The 22,116-nt window shown below is 62.2% G+C and carries 21 protein-coding genes; 11 read left to right on the top strand and 10 right to left on the bottom strand.

Annotated elements, in window-relative coordinates; translation table 11 throughout:
• Nucleotides 1–55: 55 nt before the first annotated feature.
• Together HBN54_RS18090 and HBN54_RS18085 are read left to right on the top strand one after the other, a co-directional pair.
• Nucleotides 56–880, top strand: coding sequence for an MOSC domain-containing protein (locus tag HBN54_RS18090; protein ID WP_168674635.1), 825 nt, complete (start codon nt 56–58; stop codon nt 878–880).
• Between the two features lie 87 nt (nt 881–967).
• Nucleotides 968–1,633, top strand: a complete 666-nt coding sequence (locus tag HBN54_RS18085) for a DUF2461 domain-containing protein (protein ID WP_168674634.1) — start codon at nt 968–970, stop codon at nt 1,631–1,633.
• Between the two features lie 95 nt (nt 1,634–1,728).
• On the opposite strand, the gene HBN54_RS18080 is transcribed toward HBN54_RS18085, so the two are convergent.
• A complete protein-coding gene (locus tag HBN54_RS18080; RefSeq protein ID WP_168674633.1) occupies nt 1,729–2,352 on the bottom strand; it encodes a deoxynucleoside kinase in 624 nt (207 codons plus the stop codon).
• A 126-nt stretch (nt 2,353–2,478) separates the two neighbouring features.
• On the opposite strand from HBN54_RS18080, the gene HBN54_RS18075 reads away from it, so the two are divergent.
• Nucleotides 2,479–2,904, top strand: coding sequence for an STAS/SEC14 domain-containing protein (locus HBN54_RS18075; RefSeq protein WP_168674632.1), 426 nt, complete (start codon nt 2,479–2,481; stop codon nt 2,902–2,904).
• A gap of 90 nt (nt 2,905–2,994) precedes the next feature.
• Here the strand turns inward: HBN54_RS18075 and HBN54_RS18070 are convergent, their stop codons facing one another.
• The gene (locus HBN54_RS18070) at nt 2,995–3,444 is read right to left on the bottom strand and encodes a hypothetical protein (RefSeq protein WP_168674631.1); all 450 of its coding nucleotides are present in this window, start codon (nt 3,442–3,444) and stop codon (nt 2,995–2,997) included.
• A gap of 117 nt (nt 3,445–3,561) precedes the next feature.
• Between HBN54_RS18070 and HBN54_RS18065 the strand changes: the two genes are divergently transcribed.
• Both HBN54_RS18065 and HBN54_RS18060 read left to right on the top strand, forming a co-directional pair.
• Entirely contained in the window at nt 3,562–4,089 is a 528-nt protein-coding gene (locus HBN54_RS18065; RefSeq protein WP_168674630.1) for a GNAT family N-acetyltransferase, read from the top strand.
• Nucleotides 4,090–4,216: 127 nt separating this feature from the next.
• Complete coding sequence (locus tag HBN54_RS18060) at nt 4,217–4,441, top strand: CDGSH iron-sulfur domain-containing protein (RefSeq protein ID WP_035558496.1); 225 nt, start codon at nt 4,217–4,219, stop codon at nt 4,439–4,441.
• A gap of 130 nt (nt 4,442–4,571) precedes the next feature.
• Here the strand turns inward: HBN54_RS18060 and HBN54_RS18055 are convergent, their stop codons facing one another.
• Both HBN54_RS18055 and HBN54_RS18050 read right to left on the bottom strand, forming a co-directional pair.
• Nucleotides 4,572–5,615, bottom strand: a complete 1,044-nt coding sequence (locus HBN54_RS18055) for a hypothetical protein (RefSeq protein WP_168674629.1) — start codon at nt 5,613–5,615, stop codon at nt 4,572–4,574.
• Between the two features lie 96 nt (nt 5,616–5,711).
• On the bottom strand, nt 5,712–5,966 hold the full coding sequence (locus HBN54_RS18050) for an acyl-CoA-binding protein (protein ID WP_168674628.1): 255 nt from the start codon (nt 5,964–5,966) through the stop codon (nt 5,712–5,714).
• A 153-nt stretch (nt 5,967–6,119) separates the two neighbouring features.
• Between HBN54_RS18050 and HBN54_RS18045 the strand changes: the two genes are divergently transcribed.
• Nucleotides 6,120–7,418, top strand: a complete 1,299-nt coding sequence (locus HBN54_RS18045) for a metal-dependent hydrolase family protein (protein WP_317170248.1) — start codon at nt 6,120–6,122, stop codon at nt 7,416–7,418.
• A gap of 87 nt (nt 7,419–7,505) precedes the next feature.
• Here HBN54_RS18045 and HBN54_RS18040 read toward each other — a convergent pair whose 3' ends face one another.
• A complete protein-coding gene (locus HBN54_RS18040) occupies nt 7,506–8,087 on the bottom strand; it encodes a hypothetical protein (protein ID WP_168674627.1) in 582 nt (193 codons plus the stop codon).
• Between the two features lie 139 nt (nt 8,088–8,226).
• Here HBN54_RS18040 and HBN54_RS18035 point away from each other — a divergent pair, with 139 nt between their 5' ends.
• Entirely contained in the window at nt 8,227–9,426 is a 1,200-nt protein-coding gene (locus tag HBN54_RS18035; protein ID WP_168674626.1) for a zinc dependent phospholipase C family protein, read from the top strand.
• A 233-nt stretch (nt 9,427–9,659) separates the two neighbouring features.
• Nucleotides 9,660–10,400, top strand: coding sequence for a peptidylprolyl isomerase (locus HBN54_RS18030; protein WP_168674625.1), 741 nt, complete (start codon nt 9,660–9,662; stop codon nt 10,398–10,400).
• Between the two features lie 20 nt (nt 10,401–10,420).
• Here HBN54_RS18030 and HBN54_RS18025 read toward each other — a convergent pair whose 3' ends face one another.
• From HBN54_RS18025 to HBN54_RS18005, 5 genes are all read right to left on the bottom strand, one after another.
• Nucleotides 10,421–10,828 carry a BLUF domain-containing protein gene (locus HBN54_RS18025; protein WP_168674624.1) on the bottom strand — a complete coding sequence of 136 codons (408 nt, stop codon included), beginning with the start codon at nt 10,826–10,828 and terminating at the stop codon, nt 10,421–10,423.
• A 179-nt stretch (nt 10,829–11,007) separates the two neighbouring features.
• Nucleotides 11,008–13,053 carry a M13 family metallopeptidase gene (locus tag HBN54_RS18020; protein WP_235955592.1) on the bottom strand — a complete coding sequence of 682 codons (2,046 nt, stop codon included), beginning with the start codon at nt 13,051–13,053 and terminating at the stop codon, nt 11,008–11,010.
• 213 nt (nt 13,054–13,266) lie between these two features.
• A complete protein-coding gene (locus tag HBN54_RS18015) occupies nt 13,267–15,366 on the bottom strand; it encodes a M13 family metallopeptidase (protein WP_168674623.1) in 2,100 nt (699 codons plus the stop codon).
• Nucleotides 15,367–15,518: 152 nt separating this feature from the next.
• Nucleotides 15,519–17,576 carry a M13 family metallopeptidase gene (locus tag HBN54_RS18010; RefSeq protein ID WP_168674622.1) on the bottom strand — a complete coding sequence of 686 codons (2,058 nt, stop codon included), beginning with the start codon at nt 17,574–17,576 and terminating at the stop codon, nt 15,519–15,521.
• 164 nt (nt 17,577–17,740) lie between these two features.
• Nucleotides 17,741–19,789, bottom strand: a complete 2,049-nt coding sequence (locus HBN54_RS18005; protein ID WP_168674621.1) for a M13 family metallopeptidase — start codon at nt 19,787–19,789, stop codon at nt 17,741–17,743.
• Nucleotides 19,790–19,942: 153 nt separating this feature from the next.
• Between HBN54_RS18005 and xseA the strand changes: the two genes are divergently transcribed.
• The 3 genes from xseA (at nt 19,943) to HBN54_RS17990 (ending at nt 22,083) form a co-directional block, all read left to right on the top strand.
• On the top strand, nt 19,943–21,331 hold the full coding sequence (xseA, locus tag HBN54_RS18000; protein ID WP_168674620.1) for an exodeoxyribonuclease VII large subunit: 1,389 nt from the start codon (nt 19,943–19,945) through the stop codon (nt 21,329–21,331).
• Nucleotides 21,332–21,379: 48 nt separating this feature from the next.
• A complete protein-coding gene (gene xseB / locus HBN54_RS17995) occupies nt 21,380–21,667 on the top strand; it encodes an exodeoxyribonuclease VII small subunit (protein ID WP_168674619.1) in 288 nt (95 codons plus the stop codon).
• Between the two features lie 194 nt (nt 21,668–21,861).
• Nucleotides 21,862–22,083: a hypothetical protein gene (locus HBN54_RS17990; RefSeq protein WP_168674618.1), complete on the top strand. Its 222-nt coding sequence runs from the start codon at nt 21,862–21,864 to the stop codon at nt 22,081–22,083.
• Nucleotides 22,084–22,116 lie beyond the last annotated feature (33 nt).

The following is a 22,116-nucleotide window of genomic DNA, read 5'->3' as shown; positions in this document are numbered from 1 at the left end:
GCCGCCCGGAATAGCGGGGCGGTGCAGTTGCGGCGCGGCCGGTACTTTTGTGGCTATGTCAGCTCCCCTTTCCCTCACCGGCCTTTTTCTGTACCCCGTAAAGTCCCTCGGCGGGTATGCCGTGGCCGAAGCCGAGGTGACGCCCCGCGGCCTGCGCCACGACCGCCGCTGGCTGCTGGTGGACGAGCGCAACCGCTTCATGACGCAGCGCCAGCAGCCCGAGCTGGCCTTGCTGGCCGTGGCCCCGGCCTACAATGGCTTTCTAATTTCACACCGCCAGCGGCCCGATTTGCTGCCGCTCTTCATTCCCTTTGCGGCCACGCCCGACCGCACCTTGTTCGTGACCGTGTGGGACGATATTCTGTGGGCCTGGCGCGGCACGCCCGAGGCCGACGAATGGCTGGCCGAGGCGCTGGGCCGCCCCTGCCGGCTGGTTTATATGTCGGACATGGTGCGGCGCGATGTGGAGCCGGAATTCAACCCCGAAGGCCAGCTGGTGAGCTTCGCCGACGGCTACCCCTTCCTGCTGGCCGGCGAGGCCGCGCTGGCCGACCTGAATACCCGCCTGGCCGAACCGGTGCCGATGAACCGCTTCCGGCCCAACCTCGTGTTTGGGGGCGGCGCGGCGTATGAGGACGATGCGTGGGAGCAGTTTCAGATTGGCGAGGTGCCGTTTCGGGCCGTGCGGGGCTGCGGGCGCTGCGTGCTCACCACCATCGACCAGCACACGGCCCGCAAAAGCCCGGTGGGCGACCCGCTGCGCACACTGGCCACCTACCGGCAGGCAGAAAACAGCACACTGTTTGGCCAGAACGTGACCGGGCCGGGCCGGGGCCGCCTGCGCGTGGGCGATGCCGTGACGGTGCTCAGCCGGAAATAAGGCCGGTAGCGGCCGCTGGCGGCTGTTTTGCAACTCCGGCGGTAGCGGGTGCGTTGGGAGAGGCCGGGCCTGATGCCCGGCTTTTTTATGGAACTGGAATACCTGCTGAACTTCCTGGCCCGGCTGGCGGCCAACAATACCACGGCCTGGATGGCCGAGCATCGGCCCGACTACCAACGCGCCCGCACCGCCTGCATCGAGCTGGTGAAGCAGGTGCTGGCCCGCGCCGCCGCCACCGACCCCGATTTGGCCAACCTCACGCCGGGCGACGTGATGTTTCGGCTGCATAAAAATGACCGGGCGCACCGCGACCCGGAGCCCTACAAGCGCCGCATGGGGGCCGGCCTGAAGCGTGATGGCCGCCACGCGCCCCGGGCGGGCTATTTCGTGGCCATTCAGCCGGAAGGGCGCAGCTGGCTGGGGGCGGGCACTTTCCACCCCACTCCGGAGCTGCTGGCGGCCATCCGGCAGGAAATTCACTACAGCGGCGACGAGTTTCATCGGCTGCGGCAGGCTCCGGCGCTGCTGCGCTACTTCCCCGATGGCCTCGACACTACCGGGCCGCAGCTAACCCGGCCGCCGCGCGGCTATGCCGCCACCGACCCGGACTTGGCGTGGCTACGGCTGAAAACGTTTGGCGTGGGCCGCTATTACTCCGATGCGGAGGTGCTGGCCCCTGGCTTCGTGGATGAGGTGGTGGCCGGCATTGCGGCGGCCCGGCCGCTGGTCGATTTTTTCAACGCGGCACTGTAAGGACCTGAGCTTACAATGGGTTAAACCAGAACGTCATGCTTCGACGGCGCTCAGCATGACGTTCTGTTTATATTCTTACGGTCTTATAGTGCCTTCTAAAACAGCCCAAACAGCGTGTTATCAATCTTTTCGATGATGGTACCCAGGTCCTCGGGGTTGCGCACGTAATCGAGCTCGTTTACGTCCACGATGAGGGAGCGGCCGGCGTCGTAGGTGCTAATCCACTTCTCGTAGTGCTCGTTGAGGTTTTTGAGGTACTCGATGCTGATGGTGTTCTCGTAGTCGCGGCCGCGCTTCTCAATCTGGCCGATGAGCTTAGGCAGGTCGGCGCGCAGGTAAAGCAATAAGTCGGGCGGGGCCACCAGGTCTACCATCGACTCGAAGAGGGCGTAGTAGTTATTGTAGTCGCGGGTTTCGAGCAGGCCCGACTGGTGCAGGTTGGCCGCGAAGATGTGGGCATCCTCGTAGATGGTGCGGTCCTGAATGATGCCTTTGCCGGCCTTTTGCAGGGCCTTGATGTGCTGCGTCTGGCGAAAGCGGCCGTTGAGGAAATAGACCTGCAGGTGGAAGGCCCACCGGGGCATGTCGTGGTAAAAATCCTTCAGATAAGGATTGTCGTCCACATCTTCCAGAAATACTTCCCAACGGAAGTGCTGGGCCAACTTGTGGGCCAGCGTGGTTTTACCGGCCCCAATGTTGCCGACGATGGCAATGTGCATGCGCTACGAATGAAAAAAAACGAGAGAAAAGCAGAACCTCAAAGGTAGCAGCGCGGCCCGTATTGACTCAACGATTTAAGCACGTCATTATGTAGTATGTTTGATATACAATACTACCTATCTGCCATGCTAACCGCCGAAGCCGTTCACCTGACCACCATAGCCGACTGCTATGGGGCACCATTGGCCGAATATTATTTTTTTCCGGACCATTCCCTGCTCTACATCAGCTGGCACGGCCAGCTTACCGCCGCCGAAGTAATCCGGGGGGTACTGGAGGGTACGCGCCTGCTGGAGGAGTACGCGCTTCAGCGGGTGCTCAACGACAAGCGCGATACCGGCGGCGACTGGAGCGAAGCCCTGCCCTGGCTCGAATACGAGTGGATGCCCAAGGCCGTGGCCGCCGGCCTGCGGGCCATCGCCTACATCCTGTCGCCCAACCTGGATGCGCAGATTGTGAGCCAGGAATTTGTGGCCACCATGCACGACCATATCCAGATTTCGCTGTTCACCAACGAGGAAGATGCCCGGCAGTGGCTGCAAGCGCAGTAGTTGAAAGCTGTCATTCCGACGAAGGAGGAATCAGAGAAAAACCGTTCAAGCAGTTTTTCTCTGATTCCTCCTTCGTCGGAATGACCTTTTTTAGTCGAGCTTATCCTTCACTTGCCGGGCCCCGCGCAGGGTATGAAACTCGCCCTGAAATGAGCGCACGCGGAGGCGCTCTTCGAGCGGCAGGGTGGTGCGCACCTGCTCGTAGCGCTGGTTGAGGCGGGCCAGCACCTGGCCGGCGGCATCCCACTGCGGGTAGGTCCACTGGCGGCGCTCGTCGCGGGTAGTGGCGATGAACCGCTCGTAGAGGCTGGGGAGCTGGTCGGCGCTGGCCTGGGCCAGGTTCACGTCGGTTTGCAGCAGGTGCTGCTGCACGGGGTCGGAAGCGGTATTGGCGGGGCGGGGGGCAGTTTGCCGGGCCTGGCTGCGGGCGCTGGGCCGGGTGCCGGTGAGCTCGCCGCGCCGCAGCAGCTCGGCCTGAGTGGTTTGGGCGGCGGCAGCGAATGGCAGGGCAGCCAGCAGAATGATGAATGCAGATTTCATGGAACAGAACGTAGAAAAACAACTTATTGCGGGCCTAAACGCAAGGAACGGGCCAACCGTATGCCCGGAGGCAGGTGGGTTTCGGTTTTTTCGCCCCAATTTCGTGTTTTACTGCTTATGACTTCTGACGCCCCTACCGCGCCGCCGCGCATTGAGCCCGCCACGCTCAACGATATTCCGACCATTATTCAACTGGCCGAGGCTACCTGGGAGCCTACCTACCGCTTCATCATTTCGGAGGAGCAGCTGGAATATATGTACCGGGTGATATACTCGCCGGCTGCCCTGAAACGGCAGATGAGCGAGCAGCAGCACGTTTTTCTACTGGCCCAGGTGGAGGGCGAGCCCGCCGGCTTTGCCTCCTTCGGCCCCCTGCCGGCCGAGGACGGCAGCGGCCCCGGCTACAAGCTGCACAAGATTTATGTACTCCCCACGCGCCAGGGCCAGGGCCTGGGCGTGCACCTCATCGAGGCCGTGGAAAACGCCGCCCGCACCGCCGGCGGCCAGTTCCTGGACCTGAACGTGAACCGCTACAACCCCGCCATTGCCTTCTACGAGCGGCGCGGCTTTGTGCGCCAGCGCGAAGTAGATGTGCCGATTGGCCCCTATTTCATGAACGACTACGTAATGCGAAAGGCGCTGTGAGAAGGGTTGAGTTTTGAGGGTTGAATGTTGAGTCATAGAACATAAAAAACAACATTCAACCCCCAAAACCCAACCCTTCTATTTTCCATAACTCAACATTCAACCCTCAAAACTCAACCCTCCTAAAATGAAACTTACCGTCCTTTCCAATGGCTCCCTCCGCGTAGAGGGCGAAAATATCGAACTCGTGGATGCCCAGGGCCAGCCCTACGGCCTCGGCGGCCGTGAGCGCATCAGCATCTGCCGCTGCGGGCTGTCCAAGCAGAAGCCTTTCTGCGACGGCTCGCACAAAGGTCACTTTGAGCACGACGCTACGGCGTTTGACCTGCCCGCTCCCAAGCCGGCCGTGTAATCCGGCATTCGCCTAACGAAAAAGCCCGCTGGTCAATTGGCCAGCGGGCTTTTTCGTTAGGCGAATGCCAATTGGGTTTTCGCCCTAGTTCCACAACTCGGCAGCGGGTATTTACTTTAAACACTGCCCCCTACCCGGCGGCCCGCAACGCGCCGCTGGCCCCCAGCATCAGCCACAGGTTCTGGCGCACAATGTCGCCCATCGAGTCGCACTGGTCGAAGGCGTCGGTGTAGTGGTAGCGGTTGAGCTCGGCCTTGAGTTGGGTTACTTTTTCGGGCGGAGCCAACTCGTGACGGCGCATGGCGGCCAGCAGGTCGCGCAGGCGGTGGCGCTCGGCGCGGGCACGGCGGGCCATGAGGGCGCGCTCCTCGGTCTGGTACTGGCGCACGTTTTCGGGCTTGAGGTGGCGGGCGCACATGGCCACCACGGCGGCATTGTCCTTAAAAAACTGGGGCAGGTACATGGCGCGGCGGCCCTCGTAGCTCTGCTGGTCGAAGTCGATGGCCTTGACGCGGTACTGCTCGTTTTCGAAATCGGGCGTCACCGCAATCACGTAGTTATAGGCGCGCATATCGCCCAGCAGCCGCACGAAGCAGCGCTCGTTGAACTTCACAAACTCCTTGGCCAGGCGCACCTGGTTGAGATGGGGCTGGCTGAGGTTTTTGCGGATAAAATCATCGCCCGGAATGCCCACAATATGCTCCTCAATGAGCGTGTCGCCGCTCACCAGGAAGTTCATCGAGTTGGGCGAGAGCAGGTGCTCCAGCTCCAGGCCGTAGAGGCGCGAAGCATCGGCCTGCTTCACGTAGAAGTAGTCGTAGTTGTCGTTGAGCTGGTTCACGATGCGAACCCGAAAAGGCCGCGAGTTGCCAAACTCGCAGTAGTCGATGCGGTCGGCCACGAGCTGTTCGGAGAACGACAGGTCGCCGGCCGTTTTCAGCAGCGCATATACCTCCGTGAGCCCCTGGCTGAGCTCGCGTAGCGTCTGGGGCTCAAAGAACACGGTTTGCCAGAGCGTGTCCTTACCCGCCCGGTCCAGCAGCGGAAACGAGCCCGTGAACTGCCGCAAATCGGCGTAGGCCACGGGCAGCAGGGCTTCGCGGTCGTAGGCTCGCAGGTACTGGCGCAGGGCCGGCGTGATGGGATACGGCGGCTTTTTGCGGGAGATGTCCATGTTTTTAGGGTAAGTGGGTGTGGGGGTAGGAGGGTAGGAGTTGGCGGCCGTCGTTTTACCTCATGCCCTCCTACCCCCACACCCTCCTACCCTATTCTACCCCGCCAGCTCGCTCACCAACTCCACGTATTGCTGGCGGGCGGCTTCCTTGCTGGTGCCTTTCAGGCCGTTCCAGGCATCGTATTTGGCAATGGCTTTGAAGTCGAAGCCGCCGGGGCGGTCGCCGGTCAGGTCGCCATCGGTGGCCTGCTTGTAGAGGGCGTAGAGTTGGAGCAGCACCATGTTGGAGGGCTTGCTGGGCAGCTGCTGGGCGCGCTGGCTGGCGGCGTCGAATTCTTCTTGCGTAGTCATGGGGTGAGGGGATAAAATGGTGAGGTGTGAGTGCTGAAGGCAAGAGGTAAGGGACGGTTGGTTGAAGCGGTTCGGGCTGGCGAAAAGTATACCTGCATCCCTCACCATTTCCCCCCCTCACCACTTACCTTGGCGGTTCATTCACACAAACGTATGATGCGCAAATCTATTCCTGCTTTGGCCACGGCCGTGTTTTTGCTGGCCGCCCCGGCCGCCTTCGCCCAGAAAACCTATCTGCACTGCGGCCACCTGCTGGATGTGCGCAGCGGCAAGCTGTTGGCCCAGCAAACGATTGTGGTTGAGCGCGACCGGATTACGGGCGTGCAAAGCGGCTACACCGCCGCCTCCGGCCCGCAGGATAAGGTCATCAACCTGGAAAACCGCACCGTGCTGCCCGGCCTCATCGACTGCCACGTGCACCTCGAATCGACACCCAGCCGCAACAGCTTCCGCGAAGGTTTTACGCTGAACCCGGCCGATGTGGCTTTCCGCGCCCAGGGCAACGCCCTCACCACGCTGCGGGCCGGCTTCACCACGGTGCGCGACTGTGGCGGCTCGGGGGTGAACACCAGCCTGCGCAATGCCGTGGCCCAGGGCTTGGTGCCCGGCCCGCGCATCGTGTCGGCGGGCATGGCCATCTCGGCCACCGGCGGGCACATGGACGAAACCGATGGCCTCAGCGAAGACCAGATTGCCAAGGCCGGCCACCCCATCAACCTGGCCAATGGCCCCGACCAGTGCCGGCAGGCCGTGCGTGAGCAGTTTAAGCGCGGGGCCGACCTCATCAAAATCGCCAGCACCGGCGGCGTGCTCGACCTGAGCAAGGACGGCACCGGCGCGCAGTACTCCGAGGAAGAAATAAAGGCGATAGTGGAAACGGCCAAGGACCTGGGCATGCGCGTGGCCTGCCACGCCCACGGCGCCGAAGGCATCAAGCGAGCCGTGCGGGCCGGCGTGACCAGCATCGACCACGGCTCGCTGATGGACGACGAAGCCATCAAGCTCATGGCTAAAACCCGCACCTGGTATGTGCCCACGCTCATCGCCGGCAAGTCGGTGGCCGACACCGCCCGACTGCGGCCCGGCTATTTTCCGCCCGTTATCGCCCGCAAAGCCCTCGATGTAGGCACCAAGATGCAGGGCACCTTCACTCGTGCCACCAAGGCTGGGGTGCGGGTGGCATTTGGCACCGATGCCGGCGTGTTCCGCCACGGCCAGAACGCCCGGGAGTTTGGCTACATGACGGAGGCCGGTATGAGCCCGCTCGATGCCATTCGCACGGCCACCCTCAACGCGGCCGAGCTGCTGGGCGAAACCACCGACCTCGGCACCATTGAAACCGGCAAAATGGCCGACATCGTGGCCCTGGACGGCGACCCGCTGCAGGACATTTCGGCCCTGATGCGGCCAACGTTCGTGATGAAGGCCGGCGTGGCCTACCGGCAGGAGTAGAAGTAGGGTACGGGGCTTGCCCCCGCCCGTTGTTGCACGACCTACAACGGGTATCGTTTAACGGCGGGCGGGGGCAAGCCCCGCACCCTACTTGTCAGCCGCGTCGCGGTACAGCGTGGTTACGCGAAACAGGCCGGTTTTGCGGTCGAAATCGACCAGGCTCTGGTCGATTCGCAGCTTGCTGGCGGCGGCCACGAAGTTAGGGTTGCTGGCTTCGTAGGCTTCGCGCAGGTAGCGCGTGGTGAGGGGGAAAACAAGGCCGGTGAGGCCCCGACTGAAGAAGTAGCGCGTGTTGTCGCCGTTGGCACCGCCCAGGGCCCCATTCACGGTGGTCGAGCTCTGGGTGTACACGCACAGGGTGTCGGCGTGCTCGAGGCGGTATTCTTCGTTGCGGAACAGGCGGGAGGTGCGGCCCTTGCCCGATACGTAGCCCCACACGCTGTCGGGGGCCACGCGCAGCTTCGCGGTTTTGGGGCCGCGCGGCACCACCACCACCAGCTGGCCGCGCTTGTCGGGGTAAAAGGCATTGATGCCGGCGGGCTGGGGCTGCTTGCGGTGGTAGGCCGCCGCCGTGCGGTAGGCCCCCGGCGGAATGGTGAATACCTGGGCGGCCACCGGGCCGGCCAGCAAGCTAAACAGGCCTAAAAACGAGCAGCGCGTGAAATTCATGGCGAGTGGTTGAGCGACGAAGGTACGGCCCGCCCCCACCCTGCCAACAGGGCCCGGCCCCGGGGCTTCTGAATGTGGTGGCCAGTGCCGAACTTTGGCCAGGGGAACTACCCCTGGCCCCGTAATCATTCCCGCATCTATGAAAAAAACGTTGTTGCCGCTGCTGCTCGCGGCCCTCATCCTGGCCCACGGTACCGCGAGCGGCTGGGGGTTCTTCGGCCACCGCACCATCACGCAGATTGCCGTGTACGAGCTGCCGGCCACCATGCAGGGGTTCTACTTCCGCCACATGGCCGAAATTGTGCGCCTGAGCACGGCCCCCGACGAGCGCCGCAACGACGACCCCACCGAAGCGCCCAAGCACTACATCGACATGGACCATTACTCCGAGAGTAACCCATTTGCGAAGATGCCGCGCCAGTACGACGAAGCCGTGGCCAAGTTCTCGGCCGATACGCTCAAGAAGTACGGAACCGTGCCGTGGGTGATTCTGGAGATGAAGAACAGCCTGACCGAGGCCTTCCGCCAGCGCGACACGATGAACATCGTGAAGTACTCAGCCGAGCTGAGCCACTACGTGGGCGACTCGTTTGTACCGCTGCACACGACCATCAACTACGACGGCCAGCTCACCGACCAGAAGGGCCTGCACAGCCTCTGGGAAAGCCAGCTGCCCGAAAAGTACATCAACGACTACAACCTCACCGCCGAAAACGCCAGGTACATCAAAGACCCGCAAGCCGCCATCTGGACCACGCTGCAGAGCAGCTATGGCTTTTTGGGCGAAACCTTTGACCGGGCCAGCAAAATTGAGAAAGTGATGAAGCCCGACGTGCGCTTCACGTTCTCGCACAGGTACGGCAAAACCACACGCCGCTACTCCGACGCCTTCGCCGCCGAGTACGAAAAAGAAGTGGGCGGCATGGTTGACAACCGTATCAAGGAGGCCACCACGATGGTATCGTCGCTCTGGCTCACGGCCTGGCAGGATGCCGGCAAGCCCGACCTCGGCGGCATGATGACGCCCAACAAGCCCACCAAGGAGGAAAAAGAAAAGCTGAACACTGAATTTTTGGCCTGGAAAAAGAACACCCTGGCCCAGGACCAGCTCCTGCTGGCCCAGCAAAAGGTGAAGAAGGTGGAAGCCGTAGACGAAATCAAATCGGCCAAGGACATGACCGAGCCCGCCGCCGAAGCCGAGGACTCGCCGGCTCCTGCTGCGCCGGCCCCGGCCGCCACTACCAAGCCTACCGCGCCCTTAGATAAGCTGAAGGTGAAAACCAAAACCAAGGCTGGCAGCGAAAAAACCAAGCAAAAGGCCGGCAGCCTGGAGTGGTAAGCCCGCTTGGCGTTTGTTTCACCCCAAAACTGTTGGCCGGATACCGAACGGCGAGCCGTTGCTCCGGTCCGACCGGTTGTCGTCAGGGCGAAATCGTGCTCACTTCAACCGGTCAGACCGCCTGGGGCAGTCGGACCAGGGCAACGAGTCCGGCGTAGGCTTTTTTGGGCCTGAGCCCAACCGGCGGGGCCGACTCCTCGTCTTACCTTGGGCCACTTTTCGGCCCTGATTCTATGCCTACATCTTTTTCCGTCGCTTGCCGCCTGGTGCTTGGCCTGGGCCTGCTGGCCGCCTGCAACCAGGCTCCGCCCGCCACCGCGCCCACCGCCGCCAAGCCCGTAGTGCCCGGCCCCGACCTGGCCACCCTCACCGACAGTACCGCGCCGGCCGCGCTGCTGGCCTATGGCCGCCAGTACCCCGGCTCCGAAGTTCTGGTGCACACACGCCTGGGCAACATTCGGGTGCGGCTGTACGACGATACGCCCATTCACAAGGCCAACTTCCTGCTGCTGGCCCGCAAGGGCGTGTTCGACGAAACCATGTTCAACCGCGTGGTGAAGGATTTTGCCGTGCAGGGCGGCCAGACCTATGGCGCGCGCACCATTCGGCTGAAGCGCTACCGCCTGCCGCCGGAAATCAGCACCGCGCACTTCCACCACAAGGGCGCGCTGGGCATGGCCCGCTACGATGACGAGCAGAACCCCGGCCGGCTGTCCTCCAATACCGATTTTTACTTTGTGGTGGGCGAAAAAATGGTCCCTTTCCAGTCGCAGGCCATGGCCGGGCGCAAGCTCACGCCCGCCCAGGTGCAAGCCTACGCCACCGTGGGCGGCGTGCCCTCGCTCGATGGCCAGTACACGGTTTTTGGCGAAGTGATTGAGGGCCAGGATGTGGTGGACCGAATTGCCAACGAGCCCGTGGAGTCCGATAAGTGGCCGGTGAAGGACATCACCATAAAAGTGGAAGTGAAGTAGGTGCGAAGCGGCGCTTCGCACTACACTCCCCTCAGCGGCTCCTCGGCCATGAAAGCTTCGAGCAGCGGCAGAAGGTTGCGGATGTGCTCCGGCGTGGCATCGGGCCGGAGTGTAAGGCGCGAGAAATCGGCCGGCGCAACGCGGCGAAACTGCATCGACCAGTCGGCAAAGGCCCGGCTGGGTACGGGGCCATCGGCCAGCTTCACCACGTTGCGGTGCCGGACATCGGCGGCAATCACGGTGTAGAGCTGATGCACCACCGTGGCATCGCCCTCCAGCACCTGCATAATATTGCCCTCGGTGCTGAAAAGCAGCAGGCCGGTGATGTTGAGGCTGGCGTTGGTGCTGCGCCAGTGGCCCAATTGTCGTTGCAGCTCGGCTTCGGTGAGGCCAAGGCTGGCAGTACTGGAGTATACGAGGTGATGCATAGGGCCTGAATGACGGAACGGCCCCAAAGCTAGCGCACTGCGCAAATCACGGCAACTGCAATCGTAAACTTTTGAGCCCGGGCAATTAAAAAGGCCCGCCCCCAGGGGGAGCGGACCTTCTCGTATCGGGCGCGGAAACAGTTTTCCGTGCGTGATTCACACAAATATCTGCAAAGACCTTACCAGATTTTGGCACGCGCCGTTGCCGAGCGTACCATCTTGTCGCCTTCCTTGCAGTTGAAGGCCTTATGAAACTCCGGCATATTCTGCAGCGGGCCGATGGTGCGGTACTGGCTGGGCGAGTGCGGGTCGGTCTGAACTTGCTGGCGCAGGGATTCGGGACGCTGGTTTCGACGCCATATCTGGCCATAGGCCAAAAAGAAGCGCTGCTCGGGCGTGAAGCCGTCGATGGACTTTCCGGCCTTGGCCTGCGGGGTTTTCATAAAGGCCGCGTAGGCAATGGTGAGGCCGCCGAGGTCGGCCAGGTTTTCGCCCATGGTTAGTTTGCCGTTCACGTGCACCGAATCGAGAGGCGAAAAAGCGTCGAACTGCTTGCCCACCACATCGGCTTTAGCCATAAACTTCTCGCCATCTTCCTTGGTCCACCAGTCGCGCAGGTTGCCGCTGGCGTCAAACTGCCGGCCCTGGTCATCGAAGCCATGGGTCATTTCGTGGCCAATCACCGAACCGATGCCGCCGTAGTTCACCGCATCGTCGGCCTGCGCGTCGAAAAAGGGTGGCTGCAGGATACCGGCCGGGAACACAATCTCATTCAGCAATGGATTGTAGTAGGCATTCACCGTGGGCGGCGTCATGGTCCATTCCGTGCGGTCTACCGGCTTGCCGTACTTGTTCAGGTTCTCCTGATTGGCAAACTCATTGGCCGCAAACATATTGTTCAGGTAGCTCTCGCGGCTGACCGTGAGCGTTGAATAGTCCTTCCACTTATCTGGGTAGCCAATCTTTACCACGAAGGCGTTGAGTTTTTTCAGGGCCGCCGCTTTGGTTGGGGTACTCATCCATTCCGTGGCCTGAATGCGCTCGGCATAGGCCGCGCGCAGGTTTTCGACCAGCGCCTTGGCCCGGGCTTTGGCTGCGGGCGGAAAGGCCTCGTCCACGTACAGCTGGCCGAAGGCCTCGCCCAGGGCACCATCGGTGGCGGCCAGGGCCCGCCGCGTACGGGGTAGCTGTTGCTTGGCCCCGCTCAGCGTCTGCGAAAAGCGAAAAGCCTCGTCGACATACGCTTTGGGCAGCGCCGATGTAGCGGAGGTGACCAGGTGCCAGCGCAGGTACGTTTTCTGGTCGGCCAGGGGCTCGCTGCCCAACATGGTATTCAGCTCCTTGGCAAACTCAGGCTGGCCAATCACGAGGTCCTGGGCCGCGCTCAAGCCATCCATTTTCAGCTGTTGCGAAAAGTTCAGGTTGGGGTATTCCGCGGTGAGCTGGGCCACGGTGCGCTTGTTATACAGCGCCGGAATGTCGCGCATGGCCACGCGGGTGCGGCTGGCCTGCGCCAGGCGGGTTTCGAGGCGCTGCACGGTGGCGGCATTCTTTTCGGCAGTGGCGGGGCTGTCGCCCAGCATTTTAAAGGTATTCGTCAGGTACGTTTGGTACGCTGCCCGAATGGCCTTCGAACGGCCGTCCTCTTTCAGGTAGTAGTCGCGGTCGGGCAGTCCCAGCCCGCTCTGGCTGAAAAAGGCCATGTACACGTCATTCTGCTTCAGGTCCTGAATGACTCCAAACGAATACCATGCGTTGCCCAGGTGGCTCTTGGGGTCGGCGAGCAGGCGCTGCATGCCGGCCATATCTTGCACGGCCTCAATCTTATCGAGGTGCGGCTGCAGGTATTTCAGCCCGGCCGCTTCGATGGCCGCCGAATCCATGGCCGAAGCGTAGAAGTCGCCCACCTTCTGGGCGTTCGAGCCCGGCTTGGCCGTGCGGTTGGCCGCTGCCTGGTTCAAAATGCGGAGCGAAATGGCCCGGTTGCTTTTGGCCAGCACGCTGCCCGCGCCCCAGCTCGATTCCGCCGCTGGAATGGGGTTGTTTTTCAACCACGTACCCGAGGCGTACCGATAGAAGTCGTCGCAGGGCGGCACCGACTTGTCCAGATTGGCCAGTGCGATGCCCTTGCCCGACTGCCCCATGGTGGATACCACCACTTTCTGCTTGCCCACACCGCTGGACTTGGTTTTAATTTTGGTCTGGGCCTGGACTGTGCCAGCCATCAGCCCAAGCATTGCCGCCGAAAGAGCAGTGCACCGCAAAATGTAAAGTTGATTCATACAATGAAAAAAAAGGACAAAACCATTAACACCGCCAAGGTAAGCAATTATCCAGTACCAATGAAAAATGACCAAAAAAAAGGAAGAACAAAGGAGTAGCATGGCTGCTGCCCTCCCTTGTTCTTCCTCTCAAACCGTTAAAAGTCGGCTACTTCCTTACCAGATTTTGGCGCGGTTGGCGGCAGAGCGTACCATTTTGTCGCCGTCTTTGCAGTCGAACGCCTTTTGGAACTCCGGGAAGTTCTGCAACGGCCCAATGGTGCGGAACTGGCCGGGCGAGTGCGGGTCGGTTTGCACAAGCTGGCGGGTGGTTTCGGGGCGCTGGTTGATGCGCCAGATTTGCGCCCAGCTCAGGAAGAAGCGCTGCTCGGGCGTGAAGCCGTCAATCATCTTGTTGGCCTTGGCCTGGGGCGTTTTCATGAAGGCCGCGTAGGCAATGGTGAGGCCGCCGAGGTCGGCGAGGTTCTCGCCCATCGTGAGCTTGCCGTTCACGTGCACCGAGTCGAGGGGCGAGAAAGCGTCATATTGCTTGCCCACCACATCGGCCTTGGCCATGAACTTCTCGCCGTCTTCCTTGGTCCACCAGTCGCGCAGGTTGCCTTCCGAGTCCACTTTCCGGCCCTGGTCGTCGAAGCCGTGGGTCATTTCGTGACCGATTACGGCGCCAATGCCGCCGTAGTTCACCGCGTCGTCGGCCTTGGGGTCGTAGAACGGCGATTGCAGGATGCCGGCCGGAAACACAATCTCATTCAGGCTGGCGTTGTAGTAAGCATTCACCGTGGGCGGCGTCATGCCCCACACCGTCCGGTCCACGGGCTGACCAAAGTGGCCCAAGTTGTCGTAGGTGTTGAATTCGGACACCGCGAACAGGTTGTTCAGGGCGCTTTCGCGGCTGATATTCAGCTTGGAATAGTCCTTCCACTTGTCGGGGTAGCCAATTTTTACCACGAAGGCGTTGAGCTTTTTCAGGGCCTCGGCCTTGGTGGCGGCGCTCATCCACTCGGTGGCTTGAATGCGCTCGGCGTAGGCCATGCGCATGTTTTCCACCATTTGCTTGGCGCGGGCCTTGGCGGCAGGGCTAAAGTCCTGGTCCACGTAGAGCTGGCCGAAGGCTTCGCCCAGCGCACCATCGGTGGCGGCAAAGGCGCGCTTCCAGCGGGCCTGCGGCACCTTGGCGCCGCTAATCACCTGCGAAAAGCGGAAAGCCTCGTCTACATAGGCCTTGGGCAGGGCCGACGTCACGCTTTCCACCAGGTGCCAGCGCAGGTACTGCTTCTGGTCGGCAATGGGCTCGTCCTTTATCATGGCGTTGGCCTCCTTCAGGTAGTCGGGCTGGCCCACAATGATGTCCTTGGCCCCACTCAGGCCGCTTTCCTTCAGGCGCAGCGGAAAGTCCAGGTTGGGGTAGGCGGCGGTGGCCTGGGCCACGGTCATCTTGTTGTAGTTGCTTTCGCGGTCGCGCAGGGCCACGCGGTCGCGGCTGGCTTTGGCCATGCGGGTTTCGATGCGCGTTACGGCATCGGCGTTTTTCTCCGCCGTGGCCTGGTCATCACCCAGCATTTTAAACAGGTTGACCTGGTAGGTGCGGTAAGCCGCCCGAATGGTTTTCGAGCGGGTATCGTCCTTGAGGTAATAGTCGCGGTCGGCCAGGGTCAGGCCGCCCTGGCGCACCTGCACGGCATACAGGGTACTGTTCTTGCTGTCCTGGCCCACGCCAAAGCCATACCAGCCCTTGCCCACGTTCTTGGGGTCGGCCAGGTAGCGCTGCACGCCGGCCACATCCTGAATGGCGTTAATCTTATCCAGGCGGGGCTGCAGGTATTTCAGGCCGGCGCGTTCCACAGCCATGCTGTCCATGGCGGAGGCGTAGAAGTCGCCCACCTTCTGCGCGTTCGTCCCGGGCTTGGCCGTGCGGTCGGCAGCTACTTTCTCCAGAATGCCCCGGGCTACGTCGCGGTTGCGGTTGCGCAGCTGGTTGAAGCCGCCCCAGCCGGTTTCGGAGGCCGGAATGGGATTGTTTTTCAGCCAGTTGCCGTTGGCGAATTGGAAGAAATCGTCGCAGGGCGGCACCGATTTATCCAGGTTGGCCAACGTGATGCCCACGCCCGACTGCCCCATGGTGGATACCACCACTTTCTGCTTGCCCTGGCTGCTGGACTTGGTTTTGATTTTGGTTTGGGCCTGCGCCCCACCGGCGACCAAGGCCAGCATCGCCGCCGAAAGCGCCACGCGGCCGGCAAAGAATGATTTAGACATATGACAAGAAAAGTGAGAAGTTATTATTGACTGGCAAGATACAACCGCTTGCCATCGGCTAAATGCTCAACAAACAAAAAGGAAGAATGCAAGAGTGACAATTCAGGCCGCTCCTCCATTCTTCCTTTCCTTATTGTGCTACGTTGCCTGACTTACCAGATTTTAGACCGGTCGGCCGAGGCGCGCATCATCTTGTTGCCGTCCTGGCAGCCGAAGGCTTTGTAGAACTCCGGCATGTTCATCAGCGGGCCGTTGGTACGGAACTGCGCCGGCGAGTGCGGGTCGACCTGCACCTGCTGGCGCAGGTACTCGGGCCGGGCGTTGGTGCGCCAGATTTGGGCGTAAGCCAGGAAGAAGCGCTGCTCGGGCGTGAAGCCGTCGATTTTTGCCTGGGCTTTGGCCTGCGGGGTTTTCTCAAACGCCTGGTAGGCAATGGTGAGGCCGCCGAGGTCGGCGAGGTTCTCGCCCATGGTCAGCTTGCCGTTCACATGCACCGAGTCGAGGGGCGCGAAGGCGTCGTACTGCTTGCCCACGATAGCGGCTTTGGCGTTGAACTTGTCGGCATCCTCCTTGGTCCACCAGTCTTTCAGGTTGCCTTCGGAGTTGTACTGCCGGCCCTGGTCGTCGAAGCCGTGGGTCATTTCGTGGCCAATCACGGCGCCAATGCCGCCGTAGTTCACCGCGTCATCGGCCTTGGGGTCGTAGAACGGGGGCTGCAGAATGCCGGCCGGGAACACAATCTCATTCATCGGCGGGTTGTAGTAGGCGTTCACCGTGGGCGGCGTCATGCCCCACTCGTTGCGGTCAATCGGCTTGCCGAAGTGGCTGATTTCGTCCTTACTGGCCCACTCACGCGCAGCCAGAATGTTGTTCAGGTACGACTCGCGGCCGATGGTGAGGGCCGAATAGTCCTTCCACTTGTCGGGGTAGCCGATTTTTACCGTGAAGGCATTGAGCTTTTTCAGGGCCTCCGTTTTGGTGGCGGCGCTCATCCAGTCGGTGGCCTTGATGCGCTCGCCGTAGGCCGTGCGCAGGTTCTCAATCATCTGCTTGGCGCGGGCCTTGGCGGCGGGCGAGAAAGCCTTGTCCACGTACAGCTGGCCGAACGCCTCGCCCAGGGCGCGGTCCGTCGAGCCCAGCATGCGCTTCCAGCGGGGCTGCTGCTTTTTGGCGCCGCTCAGCACCTGCGAGAACTTGAAGCTTTCATCGCCGAAAGCCTTGGGCAATGCCGGTACCACGCTGGTCACCAGGTGGAAACGCAGGTACTGCTTCTGGTCGGCAATGGGCTCGTCCTTGAGCATGGCGCTCACTTCTTTGAGGAAGTCGGGCTGGCCGATGATAACCTCTTTGGCCGCGCCCAGGCCTTCTTCTTTCAGCGTGAGTGGCAGGGCCAGGTTGGGATAAGCGGCGTCGGCCTCGGCCAGCGTCATCTTGTTGTAGTTGGCGTAGGGGTCGCGCAGGTCTACGCGGGCCTTGCTGGCTTTGGCCAGGCGCGTTTCGATGCGCTGCACGGTAGCGGCGTTGGCCTTGGCCGTGGCCTCGTTGTCGCCGAGCATCTTGAAGGTGTTCACGAGATACGTATCGTAGGCCGTGCGAATGGCTTTCGAGCGGGCGTCGTCCTTCAGGTAGTAGTCGCGGTCGGGCAGCGAAAGGCCGCCCTGGCCGAACTGCACCGCGTACTGGGTGCTGATTTTGTCGTCCTGCCCCACGCCCATGCCGTACCACACGCTGCCGGTATGGGCTTTGGGGTCGGCGAGGAAGCGCTGCATCTCGCCCAAATCCTTGATGGCCGCAATGCGGTTCAGGTGGGGCTGCAGGTATTTCAGGCCCGCTGCTTCGATGGCGGCCGAGTCCATGGCCGAGGCGTAGAAGTCGCCCACTTTCTGGGCGTTCGAGCCTTTGGCCGCTTTGGGCGCATTCTTAGCGGCATCGTTCAGGATGGCGCGCAGCGTGGCGTTGTTGTGGTCGGCCAGCTCGTTGAACGAGCCCCAGCGCGACTCCGCCGCCGGAATCGGGTTGCTTTTCAGCCAGTTGCCCGAAGCGTAGTGGAAGAAGTCCTCGCAGGGCTTCACCGACGGGTCGATGTTGGCAATGGTGATACCAACGCCCTTCTGGGACGTGGTGGCCTGTGCTGCCGCAACAGTGGCCGACAGGCTGCTCAAACCGAGCACGGCCAGACTTAGCCGCCGCGCAAGAGAAGTTGAAATCATGTATGTAGTGGGAATTGGGTTAGAAAATGATGCCGTGAAGTTAGGGACACGCGCGGGTACCAGCCGTTGCACCAATGCAGCGGTAAGCAACCGCTACACCAAAAGATTTATGGCCGGACGGCAGCGAGCCCTTATTAATCCCGGCCTTGGTATAAGCAGTGATGCTACCATATTTTGGCTCGGTCGGCCTGGGCGCGCATCATCTTGTTGCCGTCCTGGCAGCCGAAGGCCTGGTAAAACTCGGGCATGTTTTGCAGCGGGCCGATGGTGCGGAACTGGTCGGGCGCGTGCGGGTCGACCTGGATGAGCTGCCGCACGGTTTCGGGGCGCGCACTGCTGTGCCACACCTGGGCCCAACCCAGGAAAAACCGCTGCTCGGGCGTGAAGCCGTCGATTTTGGCGTGGCCTTTGGCCTGCGGGGTTTTCTCAAAAGCGGCGTAGGCAATGGTGAGGCCGCCGAGGTCGGCGAGGTTCTCGCCCATGGTCAGCTTGCCGTTCACGTGCACCGAATCGAGGGGTGTGAAGGCATCGAACTGCTTGCCTACCACGGCGGCGCGGGCGTTGAACCGTTCGCCGTCCTCCTTGGTCCACCAGTCGCGCAGGTTGCCCTGGGCGTCGTACTGGCGGCCCTGGTCGTCGAAGCCGTGGGTCATTTCGTGACCGATGACCGCGCCGATGCCGCCGTAGTTCACCGCGTCGTCGGCCTTGGGGTCGTAGAAGGGGGGCTGCAGGATGCCGGCCGGAAACGTAATGTCGTTCATGCTCGACATATAGTAGGCATTCACCGTGGGCGGCGTCATCAGCCACTCGCCGCGGTCTACCGGCTTGCCAAATTTCCGCAGGTTGTACTTGTTCTCCCACACCCGGGCCGCCAGCAGGTTGTTGAGGTAGGACTCGCGGCCGATGGTGAGAGCCGAGTAATCCTTCCATTTATCGGGGTAGCCAATTTTGACGGCGAAAGCATTCAGCTTTTTCAGGGCCTCCGTTTTGGTGGCCGCGCTCATCCAGTCGGTCGCCTGAATGCGCTCGCCGTAGGCCACGCGCAGGTTTTCAATCATTTGCTTGGCCCGGGCCTTAGCTTCAGGCGAGAAGGCCCGGTCAACATACAGCTGGCCGAAAGCCTCACCCAGGGCTCCGTCGGTGCTAAGCATCATGCGTTTCCAGCGGGGCCGGCGGATTTTAGCGCCGCTCAGCACTTGCTGAAACGCGAACTGCTCCTGGCCGTAGGCGGCGGGCAGCGCATCCATCAGGCTATTCACCAGGTGCCAGCGCACGTAGGCTTTCTGGTCGGCCATCGGCTCGGCCTTCAGCATGGCGCTCAGCTCCTTGAAGAATGCCGGCTGGCCCACAATAACGTCCGTGGCCGCGCCCAGACCTTCGGTTTTGAGCAGCAGCGGCAGGTTGAGGTTGGGGAACTGGGCGGTGGCCTGGGCCACGGTTAGCTTATGGTAGTTGGCAACGGGGTCGCGCAGGTCCTCGGGGCGCTTGCTGGCGTTGGCCAGGCGCATTTCGATGCGCTGCACGGCCGCCGCGTGCGCCGTGGCCGTGGCCTGGGGCTCGCCCAGCATCTTGAACACGTTGACCAGATATGTCTGGTATGCCGCCCGGATGCGCTTGGATTGGGCATCCTGGTTGGTGTAGTAGTCGCGGTTGGGCAGGGTGAGGCCGCCCTGATAGAACTGCACCGCATATTTCGCGCTGTTCTTATCGTCCTGCCCCACCCCGCTGCTGAACCACGCGCCGCCCAGCGCCAGGTTGGGGTCGGCCAGCAGGAGCTGCATCCCAGCCAGGTCCGTCACGGCATCGATGCGCGCCAGGTGGGGCCGGAGGTACTTCAGGCCCGCCGCATTGATGGCCGCCGAGTCCATGGCCGAGGCGTAGAAGTCGCCCACTTTCTGCGCGTTGGTGCCTTTGGCAGCCGTAGGAGCTTTGCGGGCTGATTCTTCCAGAATGGAGCGCATGGTGGCGTAGTTGTGCTCGGCCAGCACATCGAAGCTGCCCCAGTAGCCATCGGTGGCGGGAATGGGGTTGCTTTTCAGCCAGCCGCCCGAGGCGTACTGGAAAAAATTATCGCAGGGGCTCGCCGTGGGGTCCAGGTTGGCCATATCGAAGCCAGTACCCGCGGTTTGGGCCAGCGCGGGGGTGGCCCACGCGCAGCCAATGAATCCCAATGCGGCCAACGCCAGCCGCCGGGTCAGTATAGATGTCGTCATGCCAGTAAAAAGCAAATTGTACTTGGTTTAAAGCGGGGAAAGGTACAATCATTTCATCATTTAGTTTAGCATCTGATTTTACCGGTCTGGTAATGCCTACTCGCAGGCATGCCCCTGCTTTCCGGCTGCGCCTGCCACCCGTAACTTGCGCCCATGCCGCTCTACAACCGCCGTTCCGAACCAGCACCCCCGCCCGCCCCCGCCCCCCTGGGCCTGGCCGAGCTGCTGGGCTATGTGCGCCTGGCCCTCCAGCAGCAGCTGGCCGACTCCTACTGGGTGGTGGCCGAAGTTTCCGACCTCACCCTGCCCCGCTTTACCGGCGCGCACTGCTACCTCACCCTCACCGAGCAAACCATCGACGGCCGGGGCACGCCCCTCAAGGCCCAGGCCCGGGCCACGCTCTGGAGCCAGCGCTACCAGCAGCTGGCCCCCACATTTGAGCGGGCCACCGGCCAGCCGCTGCGCACCGGCCTCAAGCTGCTACTGCGCGTGCAGGTGCGCTTTCACGAGCAGTATGGCCTGAGCCTCGACGTGGTGGCCATCGACCCGAGCTACACCGTGGGCGAGCTGGCCCTGCTGCGCCTCAAAACCCTGCGCCTGCTGGAAGAAAAAGGCCTGCTGGAGCGCCAGAAGCAGCTTATGCTGCCGCTGGCCCCGCAGCGGCTGGCCGTCATCTCCTCGCCCACGGCGGCCGGCTTTCAGGATTTTGTGCAGCAATTGCAGGAAGCGCCCTACGACTTTGCCCTCACGCTGTTCCCGGCCATTATGCAGGGCGACGACTCGCCGGCCAGCATTCGGGCGGCGCTCGACGGCGTGCGGGCCCGGCGCGGGCAGTTCGATGCCGTGGTGCTCATCCGGGGCGGAGGCAGCCGCACCGATTTGCTGGCCTTTGATGAATATGGCCTGGCGGCGGCCGTGGGGGCGTTTCCGCTGCCGGTGCTCACGGGCATTGGCCACGAGCGCGACGAAGCCCTAGTGGACCTCACCGCCCACCGCGCCCTAAAAACGCCCACCGCCGTGGCCGCCTTCCTGGTCGAGCGCCTGGCCCGCCTCGAAGCGGCCGTGCTGGGCCTGGGCGAGCAGGTGGTGGCCGTGGCCCGCCGCCAGCTCAGCCAGGGCCACGCCCGCCTCGACCAGCTTAGCGGCCGCAGCCGCTACGCCGCCCACCGCCAGCTCGATGCCGCCCGCGAGGCCCTGCGCGCCCGCGCCCACCAGGCCACCCTGGCCCCGCGCGAGCAGCTCCGGCAGCTGGCCGTGGGCCTCGGGCGCTTCCGGCACCAGCTGCCCCGCGCCGCCCGCCGCACGCTGGCCCGCGAGCAGCGCGGCCTGCGCCAGCGCGGCCGGGTGCTGCTGCGGCGCTTTGGCCGGCACCACCAGCGGCGGCGCGAGGCCCTGCTGCGCCAGCGCTACCAGCTGCAGCTGGCCGTAGAGCGCCAGCTTCACCGCGCCGAGCTGCGCCTCTGCCGGTTGGTACCTGCCAGTGCGCCATCGGTGGTGGGCAAAGCATCCGGCACCCCATCACCTCACAAATCCGGCACCTGAGCTACCGCCTGCTGCCAACCGTTTATTGACAACCGATAACTGAAATACATGACTTACCGCGAAGCCATTGAGGAGCTTGAAACCATACTCCGCGCCCTGGAAACCGATGCTGTGGACGTTGACGACCTGACCACGCGCGTGGAGCGCTCGGCCGAGCTTATCCGCCTGTGCCGCTACAAGTTGCGCCACGCCGAAGCCTCTCTCGACCGGGTATTTGACACGCTGGACGAAGCGGAAGAAACCGGCGCCCTCACCGACCCCGAAGCCGACGAAGAAGACAGCGACGACGACGATGAGCACGACCACCTGCCCGGTGGCCCTGGCCGGGGCTGGTAATTATTTTCAGCCCCGGGTGTCATTCATCAGCCATACCGCTATATTTGATACCTCAATCCAATACAAACTTCTTTTTTTTCAATTTTTTTTAACAATACCTGATGGCATTTAATGGAGGCGAAGGCCGCGCAATTGACCCCACCAAAGCAGGGGAATGGACTAAAAGCTTTCGTGAAGCCCATCCAGGAGAAATCATGGGGCATTTTTTCGGCCGCGATATTCTGCTGGACCTCCTCAACCAGGAGGCTTGCCAGGGCATTCGGTTTTACTACGGTTCCGATGGCAACGTGCCGCAGCTGATAGCTGTGGGAGCCGATGCCAACGAAAACGACCAGCTGGGCCCAAACCGCATTGTGGCCGATGAAGCCTGCCCTTGCCCAACCAGTTGCAGCCAGCCTAACATTCTCAATAGCTAATTTCGCTTTTCTTTCTTCACCGGCTGCCGAATA

This window comes from Hymenobacter artigasi (assembly GCF_012275535.1).
In the GTDB taxonomy this organism is placed as follows: domain Bacteria; phylum Bacteroidota; class Bacteroidia; order Cytophagales; family Hymenobacteraceae; genus Hymenobacter; species Hymenobacter artigasi.
This window is presented reverse-complemented; position numbering and strand designations above follow the sequence as displayed.